Below are 24928 nucleotides of genomic sequence, written 5' to 3' on the forward strand. Positions count from 1 at the left end.
CGCGCAAGGCATCACGCCGGTCCCGCTCGGGGTCAGACCGGGTCGGGAGGACCACCATCTACATCCTCACTGTCCCGCTCTCCGGCACACCGAAACACGGTTTCAGGCAGCCCCGAAACCCGCGTGCGACTGCCCGTCCGAGGCGCATAGCCTTATCGGCGTGTGTTCCGACCGGGTCTTCTTCAACCCTCCGGCGCGACCCCATCAGCAGGTCGTGGCCGTGCTTGAGCGTGCCCTCCGGGAACCGACCGACGAGTCCCGGTTCGACGCCAGCGACGCGTTGGTCGGGATCGCCCTGGGCGATGACGACCGGGACTTCGTCGAACACTGGTGCATGCAGATCGGCACCCGGGCTCCGTCCGGCAGCCCCCTGCTCGGGCTCGCCACGCTCTGCCTCGACCACACCGCCCGCCGCTTCGGCCACCTCAGCCCCGAGGCCATCGCTCTGGCCACGTCCCTCGCCGCCCGCGCCCGGACCGACCCCAGCGATGTCAGTACCCAGGCCCTCGACGGCTACGGCGACATCCAGACCTACCTCTTTCCACGGCGCTACCGGCTGCCGTCCTGGCTCAGGCACCGGTTGCCCGTGTCATGGTGGTTCTGACCCACGCCTCATGGCCCGTACCGGGTAGTTCCTGATGCCGATCCAGTTCTCGGACTTGAGGGCCGGCGTCCGCGGTGATTGTGCCTGTACTGGGCGGCCTTAGAAGCCGGTCCGGCTCGCGAGCCTGGCGACTGGTGCCTGCGGTGATTGTGCCCGTACCGGGCAGTTCCTGATGCCGGTCCAGCCCTTGAACCTGGCGGCCGGCGCCCGCGGTGATTGCTCGTACCGAGCAGCCCCCGAATACAGCCTAGACCTCGAACCTGGCAATCCCGCTCGGCGTGATCTTGGTCGACCTCGCCCGCCCCGGACTCCCAGGTTGATCTGGTTGGATTGATTCGGGGGCAGCTCAAAAACGACCCGGCTCAGGCGAGCACGGTGCCGCCGTTCCACGTCACGCCGACCTGTCGGTAGTAGGCGCCGATGTACTCGTCCACGGTCAGATCGGCCAGCTCTTCGGTCGGCGACTCGAACAGCCGGAGATCGGCCCGGGCGGCCCAGGCCTGGCCGCCCTCGAAGGCAGCCGACTTGGACTCCACCAGCTCCCCGTAGCTGTCCGGCTGGCCGGGCTCGATGGAGGGCTGGAAGCGGTGGTGGGCCATCGGGTACGCGTTGACGAAACCGTTGTGGGGGCTGGGTTCGGTGAGCTCGATGACGGCCTCGGCGAGGCGCCGGTCGCCGGCGGCGAGGGTGGCGCCGAAGCGGGCGCCGGGCGCGAGGCGGGGCGCGTGGCCGAAGGGGTGGGGCCGGGTCTGGTGGATGGAGCCGAACTTCTTGGGATAGCCCTGGTGCAGCCCGCGCGCGAGGGAGAAGTCCTTGTCCACCCAGATGAACACGCAGCGCGAGTAGGTCCGGCCGGCGAACTGGCAGCGGACGACGACAAAACATTCCTTGTACTGCGAGCGAACCGGGTCGAGCAGCTCGGCGCCGCCGTCGGAACAGGCCTGCCAGTCGGCCCAGATCAGGGCGACCGCGCCGGGATCGTCGGGGGCCGGCGCGAGGGGCTCGGGCAGCAGCGCGGCGACCTTGTCGGGATCCGTGCGGTACTCGACGGTGATCAGATCGCCCGCGTAGTGCCACGGCGGAGCGGCGGTCACCGACGCCCGGCCGGTCGGTGTGCGCGGGTGCAGAAAGCCCTTCACGTGCCGCCTCCCGATGTTCGTTTGGGTACGTACGATATCGCCCTTGTTGCCGGCCTGTCACGGCGCTATGGTTCGGAATCAAACGATGGAGGGTGTGGAGGATGGCAGCGCAGGCCGACCGCGTCGTGGCCGAACTGACCGCCAAGGGAGTCGACGTGGTCCGCGTCGCCTTCCCCGACCTGATGGGCACCGAGCGCTCCAAGGAGCTGCTCGTCGAGCAGCTGCCCGCCGCCGTCGAACGGGGCGTGGCCTTCTGTCGCGCCGTCTACCACACCAGCCCCCGCGGTGACACCGTTGCGGTGCCCGGCGGCCTGGACGCCGGACTGCCGGACATCGAGATCATCCCCGATCTGGACACGCTCGCGGTGGTGCCGTGGGAACCGGGCGTGGCGACGTGCATCGGCGATCAGCGCGACGGGGGCGAGTCGCCACGGGCGGTGCTCGGCCGCGTCGTCGCCGGCCTCGCCGAGTCCGGGCTGCGCCCGCTGGTCGGCCCCGAGTTGGAGTACTACCTCTGCGTGCCGGACGGGAACGGCTTCGCGCCGTATTCGCCCGAACCCGGCAACGTCTACGTCAGCGGCACGCGCGGCGACCCCGACCTGCACCTGATCCGGACGGTCCGCAACCTCCGCGACCTCGGGCTCGGTGTGCTCAGCGGCAACCATGAGTACTGCCCGGGCCAGTTCGAGATCAACCTCGCCCACTCCGGCGCGCTGGACGCCGCCGACCGGGCCTTCCGCTTCAAGGCCGCCGTCAAGGACCTTGCCCGGCGCGAGGGCAAGCTCGCGACCTTCATGGCCAAGCCGTTCAACAGGCACGGTGCTTCCGGTTTCCACGTGCACGTGTCGTTCGTCGACGCGGCCGGCGAGAACCTCGGCGCCGACGAGTCCGCCGAGTACGGCATGAGTCCGCTGCTGCGTCACGCCCTGGCCGGCGTGCTCCGGCACGCGCCCGCGCTGACGGCGTTGACCAACCCGACCGTCAACTCCTACAAGCGTTTCGGCCCCGACACGCTCGCTCCGTGGCTGATCGACTGGGGCCTGGACAACCGCAGCGCGATGGTCCGTGTGCCGCCCGATCGCGGCGCCGGAACCCGGATCGAGGTCCGGCTGCCGGACGCTTCCGCCAACCCGTACCTGGTGCACGCCGGAGTGCTGGCCGCGATGCGGCTCGGCATCGAGGACGGCCTGGAACCCCCTGCGCCGCTTGAGGGTTACGGCTACAACGCCGACCGTACCGCCGTGCTGCCCATGTCCCTGCCCGCCGCACTCGACGCGCTTGATGACGACTCGGCGCTGCAAGCCTTGCTGGGCAAGGACTTCGTGAGCTCGTTCAGCGTGCTCAAGCGGGCCGAGGTCGCCCGGTTCGAGCAATGGGTGACCGATTGGGAGTTCCGCGAGTATGCCTACCACATCTGAGCAGTTGCGCCCCTGGCTCGACCGCGTGTTGGCCAACCACGAGTCGTGGACCGCCGAATTCGGCGAGTACGCACGACACGATTCGTTGGCGCTCAAGGACAGTGACGTGGAGGCCGCGCTCGATGAGCTGGCGTCCCGGCTGCGCGACAACTACCCGTTCTTCCATCCCCGCTACGCCGGCCAGATGCTCAAGCCGCCGCACCCGGTGGCGATCGCCGGCTACGCCGCCGCGATGCTGATCAACCCCAACAACCACGCCCTCGACGGCGGTCCCGCCACCGCCAAGATGGAGCGGGAGGTCGTGCGCCAGCTCGCCGAGATGTTCGGCTACGGCGAGCACCTCGGGCACCTCACCTCCAGCGGCACCATCGCCAACCTCGAAGCCCTCTATGTGGCAAGGGAAATCCATCCCGATCTCGGTATCGCGTACAGTGTGGACAGTCACTACACCCATTCGCGGATGTGCAGGCTGATCGGCGTCACCGGTCACGCCGTCCCGGTCGACAACACCGGCAAGATGGACCTGGACGCCCTGGAGTCCTTGCTCCGCAGCGGAAAGGTCGGCACCGTTGTCGTCACCGCCGGCACCACCGGACTCGGTGTCGTCGATCCCGTCCACGAGGTCGTCGCGCTGCGATCCCGCTACGACTTCCGGATCCACGTCGACGCCGCTTATGGCGGCTTCTTCAGCCTGATCGCCGGCACCGAGGGCATCGATCCCTTGCCGTGGCAGGCGATTCGCCACTGTGACTCCATTGTGGTCGATCCCCACAAGCACGGCCTGCAGCCCTACGGCTGTGGCACGGTGTTGTTCGCCGACCCGGCCGTCGGCCGCTTCTACGTGCACGATTCCCCGTACACCTACTTCACTTCCGACGAGCTGCACCTCGGCGAGATCAGCCTGGAATGCTCCCGTCCCGGCGCCGCCGCAGCAGCCCTGTGGTTGACACTCAAGCTGCTGCCCCTGCGAGCCGACGGCCTCGGCGCCGTGCTCGCCGCCGGTCGCCGTGCCGCCGTCCGGTGGCACGGTCTGATCGACCAGTCCGATCGGCTCGTGCCCTATCAGCGTCCCGAACTCGACATCGTCACCTACTTCCCGGCCGAGCCGACGCTCTCCGCGATCGACGCCGCGTCCGAGCGGATGCTGCGGGAGGGCATGGCCGACAAGGACGATCCGCTCTACCTCAGCACGTTGCGGGCCGGCGCCGACGCCTTCGGTCAACGGGGCATCGCTGCCGTCGCCGACGCCGACGGTGCCCGGGTACTGCGTAGCGTGCTGATGAAGCCCGAGTCCGAGGACTATCTGGGTAGGCTGCACGAGAGGGTAGTCGCGCTGGCCGGATAGGAGTCGCCTGGTGGACGTCGTCATCGTCGGTGGTGGGCACAACGGTCTGGTTGCCGCGGCCTATCTGGCCCGGGCCGGCAAGTCCGTGCAGGTCCTGGAGCGGCTCGACGCCGTCGGCGGCGCCGCCGTGTCCTTCCAGGCCTTCCCCGGTGTCGACGTCCGGCTGTCGCGCTACTCGTATCTGGTCAGCCTGTTGCCGCGCAAGGTGATCGCCGATCTCGACCTGTCGATCTCCTTGCTCCGCCGACGGATGTCCTCCTACACCCCCGTCGGCGACCGCGGCCTCCTCGTCGACACCGAGGATCCTTCTCGCACCGCACGGTCCTTTGTGGATCCCGCCGACTTCGCCGCGTGGCAGCGCTTCTACGCCATGACCGCCCGTGTCGCCTCTCGCGTGTTCCCCACCCTCACGGAACCCTTGACCAGCAAGGCTTCCCTTCGCGCCCGGGTCAACGACGATGAGGCGTGGCGGGTTCTGTTCGAGGAGCCCATCAGCCACGTCGTCGAGCATTCCTTCCGTGACGACATCGTTCGCGGCGTTGTGCTCACCGACGCCCTCATCGGCACCTTCGCCTCCGCCGACGATCCCGCCCTGCGTCAGAACCGTTGTTTCCTCTACCACGTCATCGGAAACGGCACCGGTGACTGGGACGTCCCCGTCGGTGGCATGGGCTCCGTCACCGCCGCCCTTGAGCACGCCGCCCGCTCCGCCGGCGCCCGGATCCTCACCGGCGCCACCGTCACCTCCATCACCCCCGACGGCGAAGTTCGTTACATCGCAGGCAATTCCTCCCATGTCATCCACGGCGACCATGTCCTCGTCAACGCCTCTCCCGCCGAGCTCTCCCGCCTCCTCGGCGACCTCCCCGAGCCCGCCGAGGGCGCCCAGCTCAAGGTCAACATGGTGCTGCGCCGCCTACCCCGCCTCCGCGACTCCTCCGTCGACCCCCGCGACGCCTTCGGCGGCACCTTCCACGTCAACGAGTCCTATTCCCAGCTCGCCACCGCCTACGCCGAGGCCTCCGCCGGCCGGATCCCTTCACTGCCCCCGTGCGAGATCTACTGCCATTCCCTCACCGACCCCTCCATCGTCGGCGAGTCCGGCGCCCACACCCTCACCCTCTTCGGGCTCCACATGCCCGCACGCCTCTTCGCCGCCGACAACGAGGCCGCCCGCTCCCAGGCCCTCGCCGCGACCTTGGCGTCCCTCAACCACGTCCTCGCCGAGCCCATCGAGTCCTGCCTCTGGATCGACCCCTCCGGCCGCCCTTGCATCGAGGCCAAGACCCCCGTCGACCTCGAGCACTCCCTCGGCCTCCCCGGCGGTCACATCTTCCACCGTGACCTCACCTGGCCCTACAGCGACGATTCCCCCGGCTCCTGGGGCGTCGAAACCCCCCACCCCCGCATCCTCCTCTGCGGTGCCGGCGCCCAACGCGGTGGCGGCGTCTCCGGCATCCCAGGCCACAACGCCGCCATGAAAATCCTCACCGCTGGGGTGTGACACGGCTAGCCTGGAGTGCTGACCCGAGATAACGAGGGGGAGCACGGTGGATTGGTCGAGCGAAGTCGACTCAATCAAGGTGACAATGCCGAGTGGAAAGGCCGACCGCTCCGCGGCGTTGGTACTGCTCTGGTCGATCAGCCAGGCACGATTCGAGGAACCGCGTCTCATGCGCTGGTCCGCGGTTCGTGACGAACTAACCGAGCTCTTTGCTCGATATGGCTCGCCGAGTTCGACAGATCCATTTGCTGGCCTGGCGGATTCGCCGTGGTGGGAGGTCTCGGGAACAGCGGAAGGGGGCCTTCCCGAGGAGGTCTACGGCGCCGTGGCCAAGGACGCCGACCAGCGCAACCAGGCGGTCGATGCTCTCACCGGCAGGTTCTTTACCGGGACCGTGGTTGTGCTGCTTGCCGAGTTGGGGCTGAGTCCCTCCTGGGACGGTTATGGGCCGGTGCCTGGCGTCAAGGTGGGCGACTGGTTTCCGAAGCGAGTGGATGCCTACCGCGCCAAGGTGCATCGGCAGCTCCAAGCCGGCATTTGCGGCACGGCGAAGAATGGCTGCGAGTCAATCGCCATCGTCGGTGGCTACGAGGATGACATCGACAACGGTGACGTCATTGTCTACACCGGCGAGGGAGGCAGGGACGCTAAGACTGGCAAGCAAGTCGCCCATCAGCGGCTCACCAAGGGCAACGCTGCCTTGGTTACCAGCAAGATGGAGCGCAAGCCGGTTCGAGTGCTGCGCGGCTCGACCTCGGCGGGATACACCTATGGTGGGCTGTACCTGGTCGAGAATTACTGGCAGGCCACTGGCAAGTCCGGTTTCCGGATTTGGCAATACGAGATGGTCGCGATCGACTCGGTACCCTCGACGGAACCGCTGACCCCGCAGGGCGTCGTACAACCTGGTCGGCGAGGTAGCCACGCGGAACGGCTGATGCGGTCGGCGATCATTGCTCACTGGGTGAAGGAGATTAACAACTTCACGTGTCAGTTCTGTGGCAATCGTTACGACTCGCCGGTCGGACCGTACGCCGAGACGGCCCATATCAAGCCGCTTGGTGGCAAACATGCCGGGCCGGACATCGTGGAGAACGCGCTCTGTCTCTGTCCGACCCATCACAAGTTGTTCGATCTTGGCGCTTTTATTATCGACGACGATCGATACGTGGTTGACGTGATGGCCGGTTTGCGGATGGGGCCGCTGAACGAGGTTGGGGCCCACCGCATCGACATTCAGTTTGCCGCCTATCATCGCGAACTTCGGCCGATCTGAAGGGGTGGCTCCCGCTCGACGGCAGGGGTGTCGGGCAGGAGCCACCGGCGACGTCACAGGAGGGTCAGAAGGTGACGTCGGCGCAGGAGTAGAACGCGTTGCCGGTATCGGCGATGTCCCAGACACCGAGGATGAGGTGGTGGCCGGTCTTGCCGGCGGGGAGGGCGCCGGGGATGGAGACGTCGCCGGAGGGGCGCTTGCCGCCCCAGTTGGAGGTGAGGAAGGGGGCGGGGTCGAGGGAGGCGCGGGTGAGGGGCTTGGTGGGGTCCCAACCGTTGCGGGTGACGAAGTAGCGGAAGTCGGTGGTGGCGTGGATGGCGGTGAAGTGCCAGGTGAAGGTGTAGGGGGCGCCGGAGGTGAGCTTGGTGGTGGGCCAGGCGCCGGAGCGGGGGTCGTCGAGCTGGGCGAAGCGGGCGATGCCGCCGGCGCAGATCTTGCCGTCGGCGGGGCCGGCGGCGGGGAAGTTCTTGGGGCCCTCGACGGACTGGGGCTCGTACTGGATGTCGCCGCAGTTCTTCACGACGCCGGTGGCGCACAGGGAAGAGCGGCTGACGGGGTTGGTGGTGTAGCCGTGGGCCTGAGCGACGCCGGCGAGCAGCACGGGTAGGGCGACGGCCAGGACGGCGAGCAGGGGTAGGGCGAACCTGGTGCGCATGAGACAACCCCCAAGGGTCGGCAGGGAATCAAGCGCGGCGGCCGAAGTGGTATAGACCACTTGTCGAGGTTCAGTATGGTGGCGCGGGGAGAACGGCCGCGAGGTCCGATCGGGCTACCGGGTGCGGAGACCGTCGAAGGCGATTGCGCACACAGCGTCAGCGATGGAGGCGCCGGAGCGCGGGCGGTACCACTCGATCAGCGAGTTGACCATGCCGAACAGCAGTCGTGCGGTCACGGCGGGGTCAACATCGGGCCGGACGTCGCCCTCGGCCTCGGCCTGCTTGACGAGGTCGGTGACGAGCCGGTCGAACTCCTTGCGCCGGGTGACGGCGGCGCGCTCGATGCGAGTGTTGCCGCGGGCGCGGAGCAGCAGGGTGACGAAAGGCAGCCGGTCGACCAGGACGGCGACGCTGCCGCGGACGACGTGCTCGAGGCGGTCGATGGCCCGGCCGTCCATGGCCTGGGCCTCGGCGGCGACGGCGAACAGGCCGTCTAGGGCGCGGTCCATGGCCAGTCGCAGCAACTCCTCCTTGCTGCTGACATGGTGGTAGATGGCGGACTTGGTGATGCCGAGCTTGCGCGAGAGCTCCTCCATCGAGGTGGCCTCGTAACCGCGCTCGTTGAACACCTTCACCGCGACGGCCAGCAGCGACTCCTGGTCGTAGCCGGGCCGACCTCGGCGTGGCGCTGGCTCCACGGTGCCTCCCACCCTTGCGAACTGACCGAATGGCCGGTTAATAATAGCGTGCCGACGCCCGAAGGAGAGCCGCCATGCCGGAAGTGTTCCTCGTCGACGGAGTGCGCACCGCGCAGGGACGCTACGGCGGCGCGCTGGCCAAGGAGCGCCCGGACGACCTGGCCGCCCTGGTGGTCGCGGAGGCGGTCCGGCGCGCCGACATCCCGACGGACGTGATCGACGAAGTGATCCTCGGCGCGGCCAACCAGGCGGGCGAGGACAACCGCAACGTGGCCCGGATGGCGGTCCTGCTGGCCGGCCTGCCCGATCACACGCCCGGCTACACGGTGAATCGCCTGTGCGCCAGCGGATTGACGGCGATCGCCTCGGCGGCGCAGGCGATCCGGGCCGGCGAGGCGGACGTGATCGTCGCCGGCGGTGTGGAGTCGATGACCAGGGCCCCGTGGGTGATGGCCAAGCCGGGCACGCCATGGGCCCGGCCGGGCGAGGTGAGCGACACCTCGCTGGGCTGGCGGTTCACGAATCCCAGGTACGACAAGCAAACCACGTTGTCGATGGGGGAGACGGCCGAAGAGGTCGCGGCCCTGGACGGCATCAGCCGCGAAGACAGCGACGCGTTCGCCCTGCGCAGCCACCAGAAAGCCGTGAATGCCATCGACAAGGGCCACTTCGTCAACGAGATCGTCCCCGTCGGCGACTTCGCCAGGGACGAAGGTCCGCGCCCATCGACCACGATGGACAAGCTGGCAACGCTGAAGACGGTGTTCCGCAAGGACGGCGTCGTCACGGCCGGCTCGTCGTCGCCGCTGTCCGACGGTGCGGCGGCGCTGGTTCTGGCCAGCGAGGAAGCCGTGAGGACCCACAATCTCACCCCGAGGGCCAGGGTGATCGCCAGCGCCTCGGCCGGCGTCGCCCCGCACGTGATGGGTCTCGGACCGGTCCCCGCGACGGAGAAGCTGTTGTCCCGCACCGGACTCCGGATCGACGACCTGGACGCCGTAGAGCTGAACGAGGCGTTCGCGGTGCAGAGCCTGGCGGTGATGCGCCGGCTGAAGCTGGACGAGGAGAAGGTCAACGCCGACGGCGGCGCGATCGCGCTGGGTCATCCGCTGGGCTGCTCGGGCGCGCGGCTGGTCGTCACCCTGTTGGGGCGGCTGGAGCGCGAGCGCGGCCGGCGCGGCCTGGCTACGTTGTGTGTCGGGGTCGGTCAGGGTGTGGCAATGCTCGTGGAAAGGGTCTGACGTGCAGATCGGTGTGGTGGGCGGCGGCCGGATGGGGTCCGGCATCGCCCAGGTGTTCGCGGCGGCGGGCGCCGACGTGACGGTGGTGGAGAGCGACACCATCGCCGCCAAGGCGGCCTTGACGAGGGTCGAGACGGGCCTGCGTCGGGCGGCCGAGCGCGGCAAGCTGGACGGCACGCCGAGCCAGGTGCTGGGGCGCATCGACTTCGTCACGGACATCCCGTCGCTGCCGACGAACGCGGACCTGGTGGTGGAGGCCGTCCCGGAGGCCCCGGAGCTCAAGGTTCGCGTGCTCACGGCGGTCGAGCTGGCCGTCTCCACGTCCACGGTCGTGGCCACCAACACCAGCTCGCTGTCGATCGCCGAGCTGGGCTCGGTGCTGGTGCACTCGGGCCGCTTCGTGGGCATGCACTTCTTCAACCCGGTGCCGGTGTCCAAGCTGGTGGAGATCGTGCTCGGCCCCAACACCACCGACGAGGTGCGGGACAAGGCCCTGGACTGGGTGCGGCTGCTGGGCAAGTCGGACGTGGTGGTTCGCGACTCGCCGGGCTTCGCGACCAGCCGGCTGGGCGTGATGCTCGGTCTGGAGGCGATCCGGATGCTGGAGGAGGGCGTCACCGACGCCGAGTCCATCGACCGGGCGATGGAGCTGGGCTACGGCCACCCGATGGGCCCGCTGCGCTCGACCGACCTGGTCGGCCTGGACGTGCGGCTGGCCATCGCCGAGTACCTGGAGCGGACGCTGGGCGACCGGTTCGCCCCGCCGAAGTTGTTGCGGGACAAGGTGGAGCGGGGCGAACTGGGCCGCAAGTCGGGGCAGGGCTTCTACGCCTGGAACTGAGCTACTTGCCCTGGAAGACGACCGGCTGCTTGGCCAGGAAGGACTCCACGGCGCCTTGGTGGTCGGCGGTCAGGCCGAGTGCGGTCTGAGCCGTCGCCTCCGCGGCCAGCACATCGGCCAGCGGCGGCTGGAAGCTGGCCGCCAAGGCCGCCTTCGCGGCGGCGAACGCAAGCGTTGGCCCATTTGCCAGCTTCGAAGCCAGCTCGCGAACCTCGTCGACGAACGACGAGTCCGGCACGACCCGCCCGACGACGCCCCACTCCAGGGCCTGCGCGGCGGTGAACGGCGTCCCGAGCAGCACGAGTTCGCTGGCCCGGGCGGCGCCGACGGCCCGCGCGAGCGTGGCCGACAGGCCGGAGTCGCAGGTCAGCCCGATGCCGGTGAAGGCGGTGGCGAACTTGGCCGACTCGACGGCGATCCGCAGGTCGCAGGCCAGCGCCAGGCCGAGGCCGGCGCCGACGCACGTGCCGTTCATGGCGGCCAGCACCGGCTTGGGCATGCCGGTCAGGGCCAGCACGATCGGGTTGTAGTGGTCGCCGACGGTGTCCAGCGCGGTCGCGGCGTCGGCGCGGAGGGCCGCGGCGTGCTCGGCCAGGTCCTGACCTGCGCAGAAGGCGCGACCGGAGCCGGTGAGCACGACGGCGCGGACCGAGTCGTCGGCGGCGACCTGGCGCACCGCGGCCAGCAGCGATTCCTTCATCGGCACGGTGAGCGCGTTGCGCCGCGCCTGCGCGTCCAGGGTGATGGTCGCGACAGCTCCGTCGACGTCGAGCGAAACGGTTTCCCCAGCGGTTTCCCTCACCATGCGCACACGCTAGCATGTTAACGAACGGACGGTCAGTAATTCGGTCGCGAGAGGTGCTTCAGATGGCTCTGCTGCGCAGCTATGTCAACGGCCGGTGGCACACGCCGACGGTCGACGGCCAGCCGCTGCACGACGCGGTGACCGGCGAAGAGGTGTGCACGATCTCGTCGGCCGGCGTCGACTTCGCCGCCGCGCTGGAGCACGGCCGCCGCGTGGGCGGCCCGGCGCTGCGCGAGCTGACGTTCCACCAGCGCGCCGCCCTGCTCAAGGCCGTCGCCTCCTTGCTGCGCGAGCACCGTGAGGAGCTGTACGCGCTGTCGGCCCGCACGGGCGCCACCAAGACCGACTCGATGGTCGACATCGACGGCGGCATCGGCGTGCTGTTCAGCTACTCCGGCAAGGGCCGCCGCGAGCTGCCCAACGCCAAGGTTTACGTGGACGGCGACATCGAGCCGCTCGGCAAGACCGGCACCTTCCTCGGCCAGCACATCCACACTCCGTTGCGCGGCGTGGCCGTGCAGATCAACGCCTTCAACTTCCCGATGTGGGGGCCGCTGGAGAAGTTCGCGCCGGCCTTCGTCGCCGGCATGCCGTCGCTGATCAAGCCGGCCAGCCAGACCGCCTACCTGACCGCCCGCATGGTCGAGCTGGTCATCGAGTCCGGCCTGCTGCCGGAGGGCTCACTCCAGTTCGTCGCGGGCAGCGCCGGCGACCTGCTGGACCACCTCACCGAGCAGGACCTGGTCGGCTTCACCGGCTCCGCCTCGACCGCGCAGCGGCTGCGCACGCACCCCGTCGTGGTGAACCGGTCGGTGCGGTTCAACGCCGAGGCTGACTCCCTGAACTGCTCGATCCTCGGCCCGGACGCCAAACCCGGCACGACCGAGTTCGACCTGTACGTGAAGCAGCTGGTCAGCGAGATGACCGTGAAGGCGGGCCAGAAGTGCACGGCCATCCGCCGCGCCTTCGTGCCCGCCGACCTGATCGACGCGGTGGCCGAGGCGGCGTCCGAGCGGCTGGCCAAGGTGAAGGTCGGCAACCCGACGGCCGAGGGCGTGCGCATGGGCGCGCTGGCCAGCCTGGAGCAGCGCGAGGAAGTCCGGCGCTCGCTCAAGGGCCTGCTGGAGGCCGGCCGCGTCGTCTTCGGTGACGCCGAGAAGGTGGACCTGGTGGACGCAGACGCCACCAAGGGCTCATTCATGTCACCGGTTCTGCTTCGTGCCGACGACGCTGAGCTGCCGCAGCCGCACGAGGTGGAGGCGTTCGGCCCGGTCAGCACGCTGCTGCCGTACACCTCGACCGAGCACGTCATCGAGCTGGCCGCCCGCGGCCAGGGCAGCCTGGTCGGCTCGATCGTCACCGGCGACGCCGAGTTCGCGCGAGACGTGGTGCTGGGCGTCGCCCCGTGGCACGGCCGACTGCTCGTCCTGGACGCCGACGACGCCAAGGAGTCCACCGGCCATGGCTCGCCGCTGCCGATGCTCGTGCACGGCGGCCCCGGTCGCGCCGGCGGCGGCGAGGAGATGGGCGGCATCCGCGGCGTGCTGCACCACATGCAGCGCACCGCCATCCAGGCCAGCCCGAAGGTGCTCAGCGCGATCACCGGCCGCTGGGTCCCGGGCGCCGATCGGCATGACGACGGCGTGCACCCGTTCCGGAAGTCGTTGGCGGAGCTGAAGATCGGCGACACGGTGGTGGCCGGGCCGCGGGCGGTGACGCTGGCCGACATCGAGCACTTCGCCGAGTTCACCGGCGACACCTTCTACGCGCACATGGACGAGGAAGCGGCCAAGGCCAACCCGTTCTTCGAGGGCCGGGTGGCGCACGGCTACCTGATCGTCTCGTTCGCGGCCGGCCTGTTCGTGTCGCCCGAGCCCGGGCCGGTGCTGGCCAACTACGGCCTGGAGAACCTGCGGTTCCTGACGCCGGTCTACCCCGGCGACGAGCTGACCGTGACGCTGACGGCCAAGCAGATCACCCCGCGCGAGGCAGGAGACTACGGCGAGGTCCGCTGGGACGCGGACGTGACCAAGCAGACCGGAGAGTCGGTCGCCAAGTACGACGTGTTGACGCTGGTGGCGAAAAATGACTGACCTGCAACAGGATTTCGAGGCGACCATCGCGGCGGACCACCGGATCGAGCCGCGGGACTGGCTGCCCGAGGGCTACCGCAAGACGATGATCCGGCAGATCGCGCAGCACGCGCACTCGGAGATCATCGGCATGCAGCCCGAGGGCAACTGGATCACCCGCGCGCCTTCCTTGCGGCGCAAGGCGATCCTGCTGGCCAAGGTGCAGGACGAGGCCGGGCACGGGCTGTACCTGTACTCGGCGGCGGAGACGCTGGGCGCCGACCGGGGCGACCTGACCGAGATGCTGATCTCGGGCCGGCAGAAGTACTCGTCGATCTTCAACTACCCGACGCTGACCTTCGCCGACGTCGGCGTGATCGGCTGGCTGGTGGACGGCGCGGCGATCTGCAACCAGGTTCCCCTGTGTCGCAGCTCGTACGGCCCGTACGCGCGGGCGATGATCCGCATCTGCAAGGAGGAGTCCTTCCATCAGCGGCAGGGATACGAGCTGCTGCTGACGCTGATGCGGGGCACCCAGGCGCAGCGGGACATGGTGCAGGACGCCGTGAACCGGTGGTGGTGGCCCTCGCTGATGATGTTCGGTCCGCCGGACGACGCCTCGCCCAACACCGCGCAGTCGATGGCGTGGAAGATCAAGCGCCACACCAACGACGAGCTGCGGCAGCGGTTCGTGGACATGAGTGTTCCTCAGGCCGAGAAACTCGGTGTGACCTTCCCCGACCCGGATCTGAAGTGGAACTCCGAGCGGGAGCACTACGACTTCGGGCCGATCGACTGGAGCGAGCTCAAGCGCGTGATCTCCGGCGACGGGCCGTGCAACGCCGAGCGCATCGAGAACCGGCGTCGCGCCCACGAGGACGGCGACTGGGTCCGTGAAGCGGCGATCGCCCACGCGGCCAAGAACTCCCGGAAGGCGGCGGTGGCATGAGCAGGAACAGTTGGCCGCTGTACGAGGTTTTCGTGCGAGGCAAGCGCGGCCTGAACCACGTGCACGTCGGTTCCCTGCACGCGGCCGATGACGAGATGGCCGTGCGGCACGCCCGGGACCTGTACACCCGGCGCAACGAGGGCGTGAGCATCTGGGTCGTGAAGGCCGCGGACATCACCGCGTCCAGCCCGGACGAGAAGGACCCGTTCTTCGAGCCCAGCGGCGACAAGGTGTACCGGCACCCGACCTTCTACGAGATCCCCGACGACGTTCCCCACATGTGAGCAGGCGACCATGTTCGACAACGCTTACGAGGCACTGAGTTCCGAGGGCGATGCTCGCTGGGCCTTCGGCACCGGCTTCGCCGACCCGCTGTCCGGTGTGGACACCACGGTGCCGTCCGATGTGGACGCCGCCGGACTGGCGGCGTACTGCCTGATGCTGGCCGATGACGCCCTGGTGATGTCGCACCGGCTGCAGGAGTGGTGCACGCGGGCGCCGGAGCTGGAGGACGAGGTCGCACTGGCCAACATCGGGCTGGACCTGTTGGGGCAGGCCCGATTGCTGCTGACCCGGGCCGGCAAGGCCGACGGCACCGAGCGGTCCGACGACGACTTCGCCTTCCTGCGGGACGCGCCGGAGTTTCGGAACGTGCGGCTGGTGGAACTGGCCAACGGGGACTTCGCGTTCTCCATGGCCCGGCTGCTGGTGTTCAGCACGTGGCGGCTGGCCCTGTTGCAGCGCCTGATGTCGTCGGCCGATCCGGTGCTGGCGGCGATCGCGGCCAAGGGCGTCAAGGAGGTCACGTATCACCGTGACTACTCGGCGCAGTGGGTCGTTCGGCTCGGCGACGGCACGGAGTTGTCGCACCAGCGGATGCGGGACGGTCTGGACGCCGTGTGGCCGTATGTCGGCGAGTTGTTCGCCGGTCACGCGGTGGACATGGTCGACCCGGCGTCGGTGCGGGGCGAGTTCGACGCCGTGATCGACCAGGTGCTGGCGGCCGCCGGGTTGGACCGGCCGGAATCCGTTGGCGTCGAACAGGTCCTGGGACGGGACGGCGAGCACACCGAGGCGTTGGCGGCGATGCTGGCCGAGATGCAGAGCGTCGCGCGGGCGCACCCGGGTGCGACATGGTGACCGCGCAGGCCGTCGCCGAGACCGTGACGGACCCCGAGCTGCCGATGCTGACGTTGGCGGAGCTGGGTGTGCTCCGGTCGGTCGAGGACAGCGGGGACCGGGTCGTCGTGGCCATCACGCCGACCTACACCGGTTGTCCGGCAATGGACACGATGCGCGACGACCTCGATCACCGGCTGCATGAGGCCGGTTATCGGGACGTGGAGATCAAGGTCGTGCTGGAGCCGGCGTGGACGACGGACTGGATCACCGAGTCCGGGCGTCGGAAGCTGGCCGAGGCCGGCATCGCCCCGCCCGGTCCCGCGCCTCGTGAGCACGGTGGCCCGATTCCGTTGACGCTTGGGCCTTCCGTGCGGGTGGTGTCCTGCCCGCAGTGCGGAAGTTCCGACACCGTTGAGGTTTCCGCTTTCAGTGCCACCGCATGCAAGGCGTTGCGGCGGTGCCGGTCCTGCGCCGAACCTTTCGAGCACGTCAAGGAGATCTGAGTGGCCACCACGTTTCACGCGCTCACGGTGTGCGATGTGGAGCGACTGTGCGACGACGCCGTCGCCGTGTCCTTCGACGTGCCCGATGAGCTGGCGGAGTTGTTCGCGTTCCGGCCTGGTCAGTCGCTGACGCTGCGCCGGGAGATCGACGGCCTTGAGGCGCGGCGGTCGTACTCGATCTGCGCGCCCGCGGGTTCCAAGCCGAGGATCGGCGTGCGTGAGGTGCCGGGCGGCGCCTTCTCGCCGTGGCTGGTGCACGAGGTTCGGCCCGGTGACCGCATCGAGGTGCTGCCGCCGACCGGTTCCTTCAGTCCTGACCTCGACGTGCCCGGTCATCACGTGCTGATCGCCGCCGGCAGCGGCATCACGCCGATCCTGTCCATCGCGTCTTCCGTGCTGGCCAAGGCTTCGGCGACGCTGCTGTACGGGAATCGGCGCACGGACACTGTGATGTTCGCCGACGAGCTGGCGGACCTGAAGGACGCCAACCGCGAGAACCTCGACCTGGTGCACGTGCTGTCGCGTGAGCCGCGCGAGGCCGAGCTGTTCACCGGCCGGCTCGACGCCGACAAGCTCCGGGCCTTGCTGCCCGCGCTGCTCGACGTCGCCGAGGTTGATCACTGGTGGCTGTGCGGGCCTTATGCCATGGTCACCGACGCCCAGGCCGTGCTGGCCGAGCTCGGCGTGCCTCGGTCGCGGATACACCAGGAGCTGTTCTTCGTCGACGACCTGCCGCCCGAGCCTGTGCGGCACACCGAGCCCGGCATCGAGGGGCCGAGCTCCTCGGTCAAGGTCCAGCTGGACGGCCGCACCACCGACGTGGTGTTGCCCCGTGACGTCACTCTCCTCGAGGGCGCCCAGCGCGTGCGGCCCGACCTGCCCTTCGCCTGCAAGGGCGGGGTCTGCGGCACGTGCCGGGCCAAGGTCCTGTGCGGCGACGTCGACATGCGTCGCAACTTCGCCCTCGAACCGGCCGAGGTCGACGCCGGCTTCGTGCTGACCTGCCAGACCTTCCCGGTGTCGGATCAGATCACAGTGGACTACGACGCCTGACCACCCCGGCGAGTCACGTTCTCGGAACCACCGAATGCCGGTTTCGGGCACCCGATCGTGTGTGCGCGAAACCTACATTCGGGGTGCCTGAGAACGTGACTCGCGGGGGTTCTGTGTCGATCATGGTGGGGTGAGGCTCGCCAAGGCGGTCAGCGATGTGCTGGACCCGAAGAACGTGGTGGTCGCGGGGTTGGTGGTGATCGGCTGGCGCACGGGCGGGCCGACGGGGCTGGCCTGGGCGCTGCTGGCGGTGGTGTTCGCCGGGGTGGTGCCGGGCGTGGTGATCAGGCTGGGCATCGTGCGGGGCAGCTGGCACGACCCGCACGTCCGCACCAGGCAGGCGCGGCTGGTGGTGATTCCGCTGGTCATGGTGTCGGTGGGCGGCTGCATCGTGCTGTTCGCGGTGCTGGGGGCGCCGCCGGTCCTGGTCGGTGCGCTGATCGCGATGATGACGGTGCTGGTGCCACTCTTCCTGGTGACGCTGGCCTGGAAGGTGAGCGTGCACGCGGCGGTGGGCAGCGGGGCGGTGACGGCGTTCATGGCGCTGCTGAGCCCGTGGTGGGGCCTGGGGTTCGCGGCGGTGGCGGCGGTGGGCTGGTCCCGAGTGGTGCTGCGGGAGCACACGATCGCCCAGACGGTGGTCGGCGCCCTGATCGGGGTGACGGCGACGAGTTCCGCGATCCTCCTGCTTGGACAGTGGTGAGGCGTTACAGTCCCAGCCGTGGGGACAAAAACCGTGATCGCCGCCCTGGTCTGTGTCGCGCTGGCCACCGCCGGCTGTGCCACCAGAGTCGCCGGCGTGGCGCAACCGCTTGGGGCCGGCCAGGATCAGCCGTCGGGCGGCGCCGCGACGACGACCTCCGAGCTGGGTGATCCGCGCACGGTGGACGTCTGCCAGTTCGCCCCGCAGGACGCGTTCAAGGCGATGGCGCCGAAGTTCAAGCTGGACACCAGCCTGACCGACTACGGCTCCTGCTACTACTCCCTGGTGCTGGCCGACACGGCCACGCCGCCCAAGGTCACCGGCGGCTACCTGCTGTCGGTGGAGACCGAGACCGGCCTGGCCACGCCCGAGGATTATCTGAAGAGGTTTCAGGTTTCGGTGACGGCCAAGCAGCAGGACGGCCGCACGGTCTACGTCGGCAAGGGGCAGAAGGACGTCGGCTGCCTGCGCGGCATCACGCTGTCCGGCGGTCAGGCGATCGTGCTGGAGGCCAAGAACTCCTCGTCCTTCCCGGACGCCGACCCGTGCCCGACGGCCGACGCGATGGCCACGGGCGCCCTCGCCGTCCTGAAATCGGGCAGCCTCAAGCACAATCCGTTCCCGGCCGGCTCGGTCGGCGACGTCGACCTGTGCCCGACGCTGGCCTCGGTGGCGTCCAAGGCGCTCGGCACCTCGGTCACGCCCTCGCCGGCCGGCTTCTACGGCTGCAACTGGGTCAGCGGCGCGCACAACTTCGTCAGTGTGCTGCTGTCCTCGGACGAATGGCCGCCGCAGATCAAACTCGGCTCGCCGGAGCCGTTCCAGATCGGCAACCGGCTGGCGATGGCCACGAGCATCGGCAACGACAAGCTGGCCAGCAGCTACGTGCAGGTGCAGTACACGAAGTCCCCGTTCGGCAAGGACGAGTTCGAGATCGTGACCGTGAACCTCACCATCGCCGGAAAGTCCGATGTCCTGCCGCAGGCCAAGCAGGTCGCCGACGACGTGGTGAAGGCGTTGGACAGCCGCCACTGAAAAGAGTCACGCCTGGGCCCGGCCGGTCCTGTGTGACGATGGCGGCCGTGGCACTGGAGTGCACCTTCGTCGAGCTCGACGCCGCGGGGGAGGCGTTGGGGCTCACGCTCCGTCGCTTCCCGTTCACGTTTCCGCACTACGGCAACGGAATCAACCGGGCGGGACTGCACGCGCAGGTCGGCGCGAGCCTTGCCGGGCGGGGTCTGTTGCGGGACAACAGGTTCACGCCCGAGCTACAGGACACGGTGACCTTGTTCGGCACGGGGACGCCCACGATCGGCCTGCTGGGCATGAACGGCGACGAGCAGCTGACGGCCCTGGGCGTGTTCGGTGTGGACCGTGGCCTCGTGGCGATCCGGCGTGGCGAGGGCATCCGGTTCGACGCCGTGCCGCGGGACCTGGTCGTGCCCCGGCTTGTGGCGCAACTGCCGCCCATGGCCGGCGCATCCGGTCGCGCGCCGTCGGCGTCGCCGAGACTGGGTGGCGGCTCGTTCCTCGTCGACGGCCGGTCCATCGGCTGGGTGGATGCGGAGGAGGGACGCTACCTCGCGATCACCACGCGCGGCATCGACGGCCGGCCCCGCATCGAGTACTCGCCGGGTGATCCGGAAACCGTGGAACGGCGACTGCGCTCGGCTATTAGCTTAGGCTAGCCTAAGCTAATGCTGAAGCAGTACAAGCTGGTCACGGTCACGGGCGTGCGCCAGGTCTCGCCGCGCACGCGGCGGCTCACCTTCGGCGGCCCCGAGCTGGCCGACTTCACCTCCGTGGCACCCGATCAGCAGGTCAAGCTGTTCTTCGGGCGCAACGGCGAGCCGCGGCCGTGGGTGCCGCAGCCGCCGTCCGACGGCGACGTGATGCGCTGGTACCGGTCCTATCTGGCGATGCCGGACGAGCGCCGGCCGTGGATGCGCGCCTACTCGGTGCGGGCCCACCGGGCTGAGGCGGCCGAGATCGACATCGACTTCCTCCTGCACGATGTCGACGGCCCGGCCACGCGCTGGGCCGCCACGGCTGAGCCCGGCGACGTGGTCGGGCTGCTGGGCCCGTCGGAGAGTCAACTGGCGCAGCCCGGTCCGTACGACTGGACGCTGTTCGCCGGCGACCAGAGCGCGCTGCCGGCCATCGCCGCCTCGCTGGCCGCGCTGCCGCCCGGGGCGAAAGCGTTGGCGTACATCGACGTTCCCGACGGGCACGAGATCCAGTCGCTGGCCTGCCCCGGCGACGTCGAGGTGCGGTGGGTCCACAGTGGACTGCTGGATGCCGTGCGCGAGGCCGAGTTCCTGAACGGCCCGGTCTTCGCCTGGCTGGCCGGCGAGGCCTCGACCGTGCGTGACCTGCGCCGGCATCTGGTCGGCGACCGTGGCGTGCCCAAGAGCATGATCGCCTTCAGCGGCTACTGGAAGGTCGACGCTACGCACGAGGAGCTCTGAACCTGTCGTACCCCTTCCATGCGATGTAGTAGGTCTGCTACATTTCGTTCCACGTGTTGGACAGGGGAGGGTTCATGAACGTGCTCGACGTTCGTGACCTGCGGATGCGCTACGGGTCGACCGATGTGCTGACCGGGGTCACGTTCCAGGCCCACCGGGGGGAGGTGCTCGCCCTGCTCGGACCGAATGGGGCGGGCAAGACCACGACGATCGAGATCCTGGAGGGATTCAGGAAACGCTCGGCCGGCGAGGTCGGCGTGCTGGGTGTGGACCCGGCACGCGGTGATGAGGCGTGGCGCGCCGGGCTGGGCATCGTGCTCCAGTCCTGGCGCGACCACGGCCGCTGGCGGGTGCGGGAACTGTTGGCGCACCTCGCCACGTATTACGAGCCGTATCGCCAGCCATGGCCCGTCGACGAGCTGATGGCGCGGGTCGGCCTCACCGAGCACGCCGGCAAGCGGGTCAGCCGGCTGTCCGGCGGGCAGCGCCGCCGGCTGGATGTGGCCGTCGGCATCGTCGGCCGGCCCGACCTGCTGTTCCTGGACGAGCCCACGGCCGGCTTCGATCCCGAGGCGCGGCGTGACTTCCACGATTTCGTCCACCAGCTGTCCGACTTCGAGGACACCACGATCCTGCTGACCACGCACGACCTCGACGAGGCCGAGAAGTTGGCCGACCGGATCCTGATCCTGGCCGGCGGCAAGGTGATCGCCGACGGCTCGGCTGACGCCCTGTCGCGCCGCGTGGACGCCGCCAGCGAGGTGCGGTGGACCCGAGGCGGCGAGCGTTTCGTGCACTCGACCGCCGAGACCGCCCCGTTCGTGCGGGAGCTTTTTGGCCAGTACGGCGACGAGATCGTCGATGTCGAGGTCCGCAGGGCCAGCCTGGAGGACACCTACATGGCGCTGGTCCGGGCCGTCGAGTCCGGCGCCGCTGAGGCGGGCGTGCGCGAGTTCGAGGGGGCGACCCGGTGAACGCGATCAAGCTGGGCGTGGCGCGCGGACGAATCGAGCTGCGGCAGGTGTTCACCGTGCCGTCCGAAGTGCTCGGCTACTTCCTGCCGACGGTGTTTTTCATGGCCGTGCTGGCTTTCCTTCGCTTTGTGCCGGTGGCCGGGGCCGGATTCTCCTACGGCACGCTCATTCTCACCGGCCTTATCGGTTCCAGCCTGTGCTTCAGCGGGCTGTCCAGCATGACCCAGACGCTGGCCGCCGAACGGGAGGACGGCACGCTCGTGCGGGCCCGGGCGCTGCCCAACGGCGTGCCGGCCTATCTGATCGGCAAGGTCCTGATGGCGGCCGGCTTCGCCGTGGCCAGTGTGGCAGTCCTGCTGGTGTACGCCCTACTGCTGTTCGACGGCGTCGCCCTGCCCGGTCTCGGCAGCTGGCTCAAGCTCGTGGCCGTGATCTTGTTGGGACTGCTCGCAACCCTGCTGCTCGGCGCCGTGCTCGGATCGCTGTTCCCCAACCCACGGGTGTCCGCCGTCGTGTCCGTGCCGCTGCTGGCGCTGCTGGCCGTTTCCGGCATCCTGTATCCGATCACCGTGCTGCCCGGGTGGGTGCAGTGGATCGCGCAGGTGTTCCCCATGTATTGGCTCGGGCTGGGTGTGCGCTCCACGCTGCTGCCCGACTCGGCGCTGGTCACGGAGATCGGGCAGTCGTGGCGTGGCGGGGAAACCTTCGCAGTGCTGGGCGCGTGGGCGCTGCTGGGGCTGGTCCTGGCCCCGATCGTGCTGCGGCGGATGACGCGGCGCGGCAAGGGCGCCCGGATCGGAAAGGCAAAGCAGCGAATTGGGTGAGGCACGGATGACCGAGACGGTGCACAACCGCATCGCCATGCTGCGGGCCGAGCGCGGCATCAGCCGCCGGCAGCTGGCCGAGGCGCTGGGCGTGCACTACCAGACCGTCGGCTACCTCGAACGCGGCGAGTACAGCGCCAGCCTGTTCCTGGCCCTGCGCATCGCCGAGCACTTCGAGGTGCCGGTGGAGGTCGTCTTCTCGACCACGCCGTTCCCCCGTATCGGCAGCGAGGACCGCCCGGCGTAAATCCTCACAGGACCTGCGCGGGATCTCCACAAACGGCTGGTTCGGTGGGGGTATGGCTGACTGGCTCACCGGACCGCTCTATGCCGTGTACACCCGACGCCTGCGCAAACGCGTCGTGCAAGGCCCGCTGCCGAGGCACGTGGGGCTGATCATGGACGGAAATCGGCGCTGGGCCAGGCAGAGGGGGATGGCCTCGCTGAGCCTGGGGCATCGGTACGGGGCGGAGCACGTCGACGACGTGCTGTCCTGGTGCCAGGCAACGGGAATCGAGCACGTGACGGTGTTCGTGTGCTCGACGGAGAACCTCCAGCGTCGGGATGACGCGGAGGTGGCGTACCTGATGGGCGTGATCGAGGATGTCGTGGCGGAGCGGTTGGCGAAGCGCAACGACCACTGGCGGGTGCACATCGCGGGGAGCCTGGATGTGTTGCCGGACAGCACGGCGCATGCCTCATGCGGGCGATGGGGGTCTGGTGCGGGGTGGGGAACGCAATCATTGGGGTTCCAAGCCAGTCGCGAGGCCGCGCCGGTGCCTGGACCGGTTGGCAGATTTCGATCGCCGCCACCTGACGATCGCCGCCACCCGAGCCGATGCGGCGGTCGAAATCTGGCAAGGGAAGGCACCGGTCACGAGCGGCCTCGCCCCGCGCGGAACGCGCGGCACAAGCACAGTCGAACTTCCTGCTGTGGCAGAGCGCCTACGCGGAGCTGTACTTCTGCGAGGCCTACTGGCCGGCCTTCCGGGAGGTGGACTTCCTGCGGGCACTGCGGAGTTACGCCCAGCGACGACGGCGTCACGGGGCATGAACCCTTAGAACAGCTGCCACATGTCCAGGACGGCTTCGGTGGCTTCGCTGAAGACGTAGGCGACGAGGGCGACGGTGAGCAGGGCCAGGTAGCGGTAGCGAGGGCGGACGGGCGTCAACAACGCGGCGACGCGCTGGGGGACGGGGCCGGCGGAGATGCCGAGGGTGGCGACGGAGAGGCGGGCGTGGCGGGCGGCGAGGGCGGCGGTGGCGACGGCACGGGCGGTGAGCACGCGGTCACCGGTGGCGGTGGCGGCGACCTCGTCGGCCCAACGCTCCACTGTGTACCGAACGGTGTCGCGCAAGGGCCACAGCAGGGGAGCGGCGGCGCTGGCGAGGTCGACGAGCAGCACGAAACGGTGGTGGCGCAAGGAAACGTGCGCCCGCTCGTGGGCGAGCAGGGCCCGGCGCTGGTCGGCGCACAGGGCACGGACCATGCCCCTGGACACGACGACGCCACCGGGCAGCGCGTAGGCCACGGGCTCGTCGTCGGGCAGAAGGGCTAGCCCGTCAACGGGAATCCGCCATGCCTGGCGACGATGCCAAGCGGCGGCGCCCACGGAGGTGACGGCGGCACAGAACGCGACGGCCAGTACGGCGCCTAGTGCAACGGATCCGCTGAGCATGGAGGACACGGCGGTCACGGCGAGGGTCACGGTGCTGGCCAGTGCCAACAACACGCTGATCGCCGCGATCAGCCAGCTGGTCGACCGGGGCTGCCACGAGCGGCAGGGAATCAGTGCCCAGGCCAACATCGGTGCCAACAGCGGCACCAGCGCGCCGTCATCCATCCGAGTCCGCGAGCAGCTGTCGCAGCAGCACTTCGTCCTCCTCGCTCAGGTCCGTCACGAACCGGGTCAGCACCAGGCGCCGGTCCGGCTCGGCGTCGAGGAGCTTACGCATCCGACCGGCGGCCCGGCCCGGTTCGTCCTGCACTGGGGAATAGGCGTACGCCCTACCTTGCCTCTCCCGTGCAGCCACGCCCTTGTCGTGCAGCCGGGACAGGATGGTGACCACGGTGGTGTACGCGAGCGAGCCCCCGAGCTCCGCCTGCACCTGGGCGGGCGTCATCGCGCCGTCGGCCGCCCACAGCGCCGCCAGCACCTCGGACTCGAGTTCGCCGGACCTGCGTCGCATCGGGACAATCTACGACCGGTCACGCTCTGACACCTAGGAGTTCCGTCAACCGGGCATCGATTCGACGGTCAGGCCGACAAGGCCCGGACCAGGGGCGCGAACTCGGGGTTGAGGGCGGCCTCGCCGAGCGCCTTCTCCAGTTCGGCGTCGTTGACGGGCCGGGCGGCCTCCAGCAGGGCGAATCCGGCCTCGGTGACCTCGGTGTAGATGCCGCGGCGGTCGGTCGGGCACAGGTAGCGGCGCAGCAGCCCGCGGTCCTCGAGCCGGTTGACCAGCCGGGTGGTGGCGGACTGGCTGAGCACGACGGCGTCGGCCAGCTGGTTCATGCGCAGGTGGTGCTCGACCTGCGTGGACAGCGTCAGCAGCACGCTGTACTCCCGGACGGACAGGTCGTGGGAGGCCTGCAGGGCCCGCTCCAGCCGGTCCTCGATGCGGTTGTGCAGGGCCGCCAGCGTGCACCAGCCCTGCGCGCGCCGAACGTCCTCGTCGGCCAGTGTCACGGCTCACTCCTCCTCGGCTTGCCCACATCGACTCGCCCGGGGC

General features: G+C 69.3%; 27 protein-coding genes and 2 pseudogenes. 22 read left to right on the forward strand and 7 right to left on the reverse strand.

Features of this window, described 5'->3' with window-relative positions; genetic code table 11:
* Nucleotides 1–160: 160 nt before the first annotated feature.
* On the forward strand, nucleotides 161–604 hold the full coding sequence (locus AB0M73_RS06105) for a hypothetical protein (protein WP_363887480.1): 444 nt from the start codon (nucleotides 161–163) through the stop codon (nucleotides 602–604).
* A gap of 362 nt (nucleotides 605–966) precedes the next feature.
* Here the strand turns inward: AB0M73_RS06105 and AB0M73_RS06110 are convergent, their stop codons facing one another.
* Nucleotides 967–1743 carry an acetoacetate decarboxylase family protein gene (locus AB0M73_RS06110; protein ID WP_363887483.1) on the reverse strand — a complete coding sequence of 259 codons (777 nt, stop codon included), beginning with the start codon at nucleotides 1741–1743 and terminating at the stop codon, nucleotides 967–969.
* A gap of 101 nt (nucleotides 1744–1844) precedes the next feature.
* Between AB0M73_RS06110 and AB0M73_RS06115 the strand changes: the two genes are divergently transcribed.
* Genes AB0M73_RS06115 through AB0M73_RS06130 form a run of 4 tightly spaced genes read left to right on the forward strand, consistent with a single transcriptional unit; the run spans nucleotide 1845 to nucleotide 7286 of the window.
* Nucleotides 1845–3161 carry a glutamine synthetase family protein gene (locus AB0M73_RS06115; protein WP_363887486.1) on the forward strand — a complete coding sequence of 439 codons (1317 nt, stop codon included), beginning with the start codon at nucleotides 1845–1847 and terminating at the stop codon, nucleotides 3159–3161.
* Nucleotides 3145–4506 (forward strand): aminotransferase class I/II-fold pyridoxal phosphate-dependent enzyme, encoded by a 1362-nt coding sequence (locus tag AB0M73_RS06120; RefSeq protein ID WP_363887487.1) that lies wholly within the window; start codon nucleotides 3145–3147, stop codon nucleotides 4504–4506. Before AB0M73_RS06115 ends, AB0M73_RS06120 begins: the two co-directional genes overlap by 17 nt.
* 10 nt (nucleotides 4507–4516) lie before the next feature.
* Nucleotides 4517–6010: an NAD(P)/FAD-dependent oxidoreductase gene (locus AB0M73_RS06125; protein ID WP_363887489.1), complete on the forward strand. Its 1494-nt coding sequence runs from the start codon at nucleotides 4517–4519 to the stop codon at nucleotides 6008–6010.
* A 46-nt stretch (nucleotides 6011–6056) separates the two neighbouring features.
* Nucleotides 6057–7286 carry a YDG/SRA domain-containing protein gene (locus AB0M73_RS06130; protein WP_363887492.1) on the forward strand — a complete coding sequence of 410 codons (1230 nt, stop codon included), beginning with the start codon at nucleotides 6057–6059 and terminating at the stop codon, nucleotides 7284–7286.
* 64 nt (nucleotides 7287–7350) lie between these two features.
* Here the strand turns inward: AB0M73_RS06130 and AB0M73_RS06135 are convergent, their stop codons facing one another.
* Nucleotides 7351–7941, reverse strand: coding sequence for a lytic polysaccharide monooxygenase (locus tag AB0M73_RS06135; protein WP_363887494.1), 591 nt, complete (start codon nucleotides 7939–7941; stop codon nucleotides 7351–7353).
* 114 nt (nucleotides 7942–8055) lie between these two features.
* Complete coding sequence (locus tag AB0M73_RS06140; RefSeq protein ID WP_363887497.1) at nucleotides 8056–8640, reverse strand: TetR/AcrR family transcriptional regulator; 585 nt, start codon at nucleotides 8638–8640, stop codon at nucleotides 8056–8058.
* A 74-nt stretch (nucleotides 8641–8714) separates the two neighbouring features.
* Between AB0M73_RS06140 and AB0M73_RS06145 the strand changes: the two genes are divergently transcribed.
* Nucleotides 8715–9881, forward strand: coding sequence for an acetyl-CoA C-acyltransferase (locus AB0M73_RS06145; protein ID WP_363887500.1), 1167 nt, complete (start codon nucleotides 8715–8717; stop codon nucleotides 9879–9881).
* Nucleotide 9882: 1 nt separating this feature from the next.
* Nucleotides 9883–10722: a 3-hydroxyacyl-CoA dehydrogenase family protein gene (locus tag AB0M73_RS06150; protein ID WP_363887503.1), complete on the forward strand. Its 840-nt coding sequence runs from the start codon at nucleotides 9883–9885 to the stop codon at nucleotides 10720–10722.
* A 1-nt stretch (nucleotide 10723) separates the two neighbouring features.
* Here AB0M73_RS06150 and AB0M73_RS06155 read toward each other — a convergent pair whose 3' ends face one another.
* On the reverse strand, nucleotides 10724–11527 hold the full coding sequence (locus AB0M73_RS06155; RefSeq protein ID WP_363887506.1) for an enoyl-CoA hydratase-related protein: 804 nt from the start codon (nucleotides 11525–11527) through the stop codon (nucleotides 10724–10726).
* A gap of 62 nt (nucleotides 11528–11589) precedes the next feature.
* Here AB0M73_RS06155 and paaZ point away from each other — a divergent pair, with 62 nt between their 5' ends.
* The 15 genes and pseudogenes from paaZ to AB0M73_RS06230 form a co-directional block, all read left to right on the forward strand.
* Entirely contained in the window at nucleotides 11590–13620 is a 2031-nt protein-coding gene (gene paaZ, locus AB0M73_RS06160; RefSeq protein WP_363887509.1) for a phenylacetic acid degradation bifunctional protein PaaZ, read from the forward strand.
* Nucleotides 13613–14548: a 1,2-phenylacetyl-CoA epoxidase subunit PaaA gene (paaA, locus tag AB0M73_RS06165; protein ID WP_363887512.1), complete on the forward strand. Its 936-nt coding sequence runs from the start codon at nucleotides 13613–13615 to the stop codon at nucleotides 14546–14548. The genes paaZ and paaA overlap by 8 nt, the downstream gene beginning before the upstream one ends.
* The gene (gene paaB, locus AB0M73_RS06170; protein WP_043717460.1) at nucleotides 14545–14832 is read left to right on the forward strand and encodes a 1,2-phenylacetyl-CoA epoxidase subunit PaaB; all 288 of its coding nucleotides are present in this window, start codon (nucleotides 14545–14547) and stop codon (nucleotides 14830–14832) included. Before paaA ends, paaB begins: the two co-directional genes overlap by 4 nt.
* Before the next feature lie 10 nt (nucleotides 14833–14842).
* Nucleotides 14843–15688 (forward strand): 1,2-phenylacetyl-CoA epoxidase subunit PaaC, encoded by an 846-nt coding sequence (gene paaC, locus AB0M73_RS06175; protein ID WP_363887515.1) that lies wholly within the window; start codon nucleotides 14843–14845, stop codon nucleotides 15686–15688.
* A complete protein-coding gene (gene paaD / locus AB0M73_RS06180; RefSeq protein WP_363887517.1) occupies nucleotides 15682–16173 on the forward strand; it encodes a 1,2-phenylacetyl-CoA epoxidase subunit PaaD in 492 nt (163 codons plus the stop codon). The genes paaC and paaD overlap by 7 nt, the downstream gene beginning before the upstream one ends.
* Nucleotides 16174–17226 (forward strand): 1,2-phenylacetyl-CoA epoxidase subunit PaaE, encoded by a 1053-nt coding sequence (paaE, locus tag AB0M73_RS06185; protein ID WP_363887519.1) that lies wholly within the window; start codon nucleotides 16174–16176, stop codon nucleotides 17224–17226.
* Nucleotides 17227–17356: 130 nt separating this feature from the next.
* Nucleotides 17357–17929 (forward strand): hypothetical protein, encoded by a 573-nt coding sequence (locus AB0M73_RS06190; RefSeq protein WP_363887522.1) that lies wholly within the window; start codon nucleotides 17357–17359, stop codon nucleotides 17927–17929.
* Between the two features lie 18 nt (nucleotides 17930–17947).
* Complete coding sequence (locus tag AB0M73_RS06195) at nucleotides 17948–18964, forward strand: hypothetical protein (RefSeq protein WP_363887524.1); 1017 nt, start codon at nucleotides 17948–17950, stop codon at nucleotides 18962–18964.
* A gap of 38 nt (nucleotides 18965–19002) precedes the next feature.
* On the forward strand, nucleotides 19003–19617 hold the full coding sequence (locus tag AB0M73_RS06200) for an ESX secretion-associated protein EspG (RefSeq protein WP_363887527.1): 615 nt from the start codon (nucleotides 19003–19005) through the stop codon (nucleotides 19615–19617).
* A gap of 9 nt (nucleotides 19618–19626) precedes the next feature.
* Complete coding sequence (locus AB0M73_RS06205; RefSeq protein WP_363887529.1) at nucleotides 19627–20397, forward strand: siderophore-interacting protein; 771 nt, start codon at nucleotides 19627–19629, stop codon at nucleotides 20395–20397.
* A gap of 74 nt (nucleotides 20398–20471) precedes the next feature.
* Nucleotides 20472–21371: an ABC transporter ATP-binding protein gene (locus AB0M73_RS06210; protein WP_363887531.1), complete on the forward strand. Its 900-nt coding sequence runs from the start codon at nucleotides 20472–20474 to the stop codon at nucleotides 21369–21371.
* Nucleotides 21368–22195, forward strand: a complete 828-nt coding sequence (locus tag AB0M73_RS06215; protein WP_363887535.1) for an ABC transporter permease — start codon at nucleotides 21368–21370, stop codon at nucleotides 22193–22195. Before AB0M73_RS06210 ends, AB0M73_RS06215 begins: the two co-directional genes overlap by 4 nt.
* 7 nt (nucleotides 22196–22202) lie before the next feature.
* Nucleotides 22203–22442: a helix-turn-helix transcriptional regulator gene (locus AB0M73_RS06220; protein WP_363887538.1), complete on the forward strand. Its 240-nt coding sequence runs from the start codon at nucleotides 22203–22205 to the stop codon at nucleotides 22440–22442.
* A gap of 151 nt (nucleotides 22443–22593) precedes the next feature.
* A pseudogene (locus AB0M73_RS06225) lies at nucleotides 22594–22878 on the forward strand (undecaprenyl diphosphate synthase family protein); the annotation flags it as partial.
* A 236-nt stretch (nucleotides 22879–23114) separates the two neighbouring features.
* Nucleotides 23115–23249 (forward strand): annotated as a pseudogene (locus AB0M73_RS06230) (undecaprenyl diphosphate synthase family protein); the annotation flags it as partial.
* A 4-nt stretch (nucleotides 23250–23253) separates the two neighbouring features.
* Here the strand turns inward: AB0M73_RS06230 and AB0M73_RS06235 are convergent.
* The 3 genes from AB0M73_RS06235 to AB0M73_RS06245 form a co-directional block, all read right to left on the reverse strand.
* Nucleotides 23254–24039 carry a M48 family metalloprotease gene (locus AB0M73_RS06235; RefSeq protein WP_363887540.1) on the reverse strand — a complete coding sequence of 262 codons (786 nt, stop codon included), beginning with the start codon at nucleotides 24037–24039 and terminating at the stop codon, nucleotides 23254–23256.
* The gene (locus AB0M73_RS06240) at nucleotides 24032–24385 is read right to left on the reverse strand and encodes a BlaI/MecI/CopY family transcriptional regulator (protein ID WP_363887543.1); all 354 of its coding nucleotides are present in this window, start codon (nucleotides 24383–24385) and stop codon (nucleotides 24032–24034) included. Before AB0M73_RS06240 ends, AB0M73_RS06235 begins: the two co-directional genes overlap by 8 nt.
* A 68-nt stretch (nucleotides 24386–24453) precedes the next feature.
* Nucleotides 24454–24885 carry a MarR family transcriptional regulator gene (locus AB0M73_RS06245; protein ID WP_084579330.1) on the reverse strand — a complete coding sequence of 144 codons (432 nt, stop codon included), beginning with the start codon at nucleotides 24883–24885 and terminating at the stop codon, nucleotides 24454–24456.
* Nucleotides 24886–24928: the final 43 nt, after the last annotated feature.

This window comes from Kutzneria sp. NPDC051319 (assembly GCF_040682195.1).
In the GTDB taxonomy this organism is placed as follows: Bacteria; Actinomycetota; Actinomycetes; order Mycobacteriales; family Pseudonocardiaceae; genus Kutzneria.

Excerpts from the sequence above, each read along its gene's own strand:
- AB0M73_RS06115 (WP_363887486.1), top strand. The coding sequence starts at position 1,845 with ATGGCAGCGCAGGCCGACCGCGTCGTGGCCGAACTGACCGCCAAGGGA.
- AB0M73_RS06120 (WP_363887487.1), top strand. The coding sequence starts at position 3,145 with ATGCCTACCACATCTGAGCAGTTGCGCCCCTGGCTCGACCGCGTGTTG.
- AB0M73_RS06135 (WP_363887494.1), bottom strand. The coding sequence starts at position 7,941 with ATGCGCACCAGGTTCGCCCTACCCCTGCTCGCCGTCCTGGCCGTCGCC.
- AB0M73_RS06145 (WP_363887500.1), top strand. The coding sequence starts at position 8,715 with ATGCCGGAAGTGTTCCTCGTCGACGGAGTGCGCACCGCGCAGGGACGC.
- AB0M73_RS06155 (WP_363887506.1), bottom strand. The coding sequence starts at position 11,527 with ATGGTGAGGGAAACCGCTGGGGAAACCGTTTCGCTCGACGTCGACGGA.
- paaZ (WP_363887509.1), top strand. The coding sequence starts at position 11,590 with ATGGCTCTGCTGCGCAGCTATGTCAACGGCCGGTGGCACACGCCGACG.
- paaA (WP_363887512.1), top strand. The coding sequence starts at position 13,613 with ATGACTGACCTGCAACAGGATTTCGAGGCGACCATCGCGGCGGACCAC.
- paaB (WP_043717460.1), top strand. The coding sequence starts at position 14,545 with ATGAGCAGGAACAGTTGGCCGCTGTACGAGGTTTTCGTGCGAGGCAAG.
- paaC (WP_363887515.1), top strand. The coding sequence starts at position 14,843 with ATGTTCGACAACGCTTACGAGGCACTGAGTTCCGAGGGCGATGCTCGC.
- paaD (WP_363887517.1), top strand. The coding sequence starts at position 15,682 with ATGGTGACCGCGCAGGCCGTCGCCGAGACCGTGACGGACCCCGAGCTG.
- AB0M73_RS06200 (WP_363887527.1), top strand. The coding sequence starts at position 19,003 with ATGGCGGCCGTGGCACTGGAGTGCACCTTCGTCGAGCTCGACGCCGCG.
- AB0M73_RS06205 (WP_363887529.1), top strand. The coding sequence starts at position 19,627 with ATGCTGAAGCAGTACAAGCTGGTCACGGTCACGGGCGTGCGCCAGGTC.
- AB0M73_RS06210 (WP_363887531.1), top strand. The coding sequence starts at position 20,472 with ATGAACGTGCTCGACGTTCGTGACCTGCGGATGCGCTACGGGTCGACC.
- AB0M73_RS06220 (WP_363887538.1), top strand. The coding sequence starts at position 22,203 with ATGACCGAGACGGTGCACAACCGCATCGCCATGCTGCGGGCCGAGCGC.
- AB0M73_RS06235 (WP_363887540.1), bottom strand. The coding sequence starts at position 24,039 with ATGGATGACGGCGCGCTGGTGCCGCTGTTGGCACCGATGTTGGCCTGG.
- AB0M73_RS06240 (WP_363887543.1), bottom strand. The coding sequence starts at position 24,385 with ATGCGACGCAGGTCCGGCGAACTCGAGTCCGAGGTGCTGGCGGCGCTG.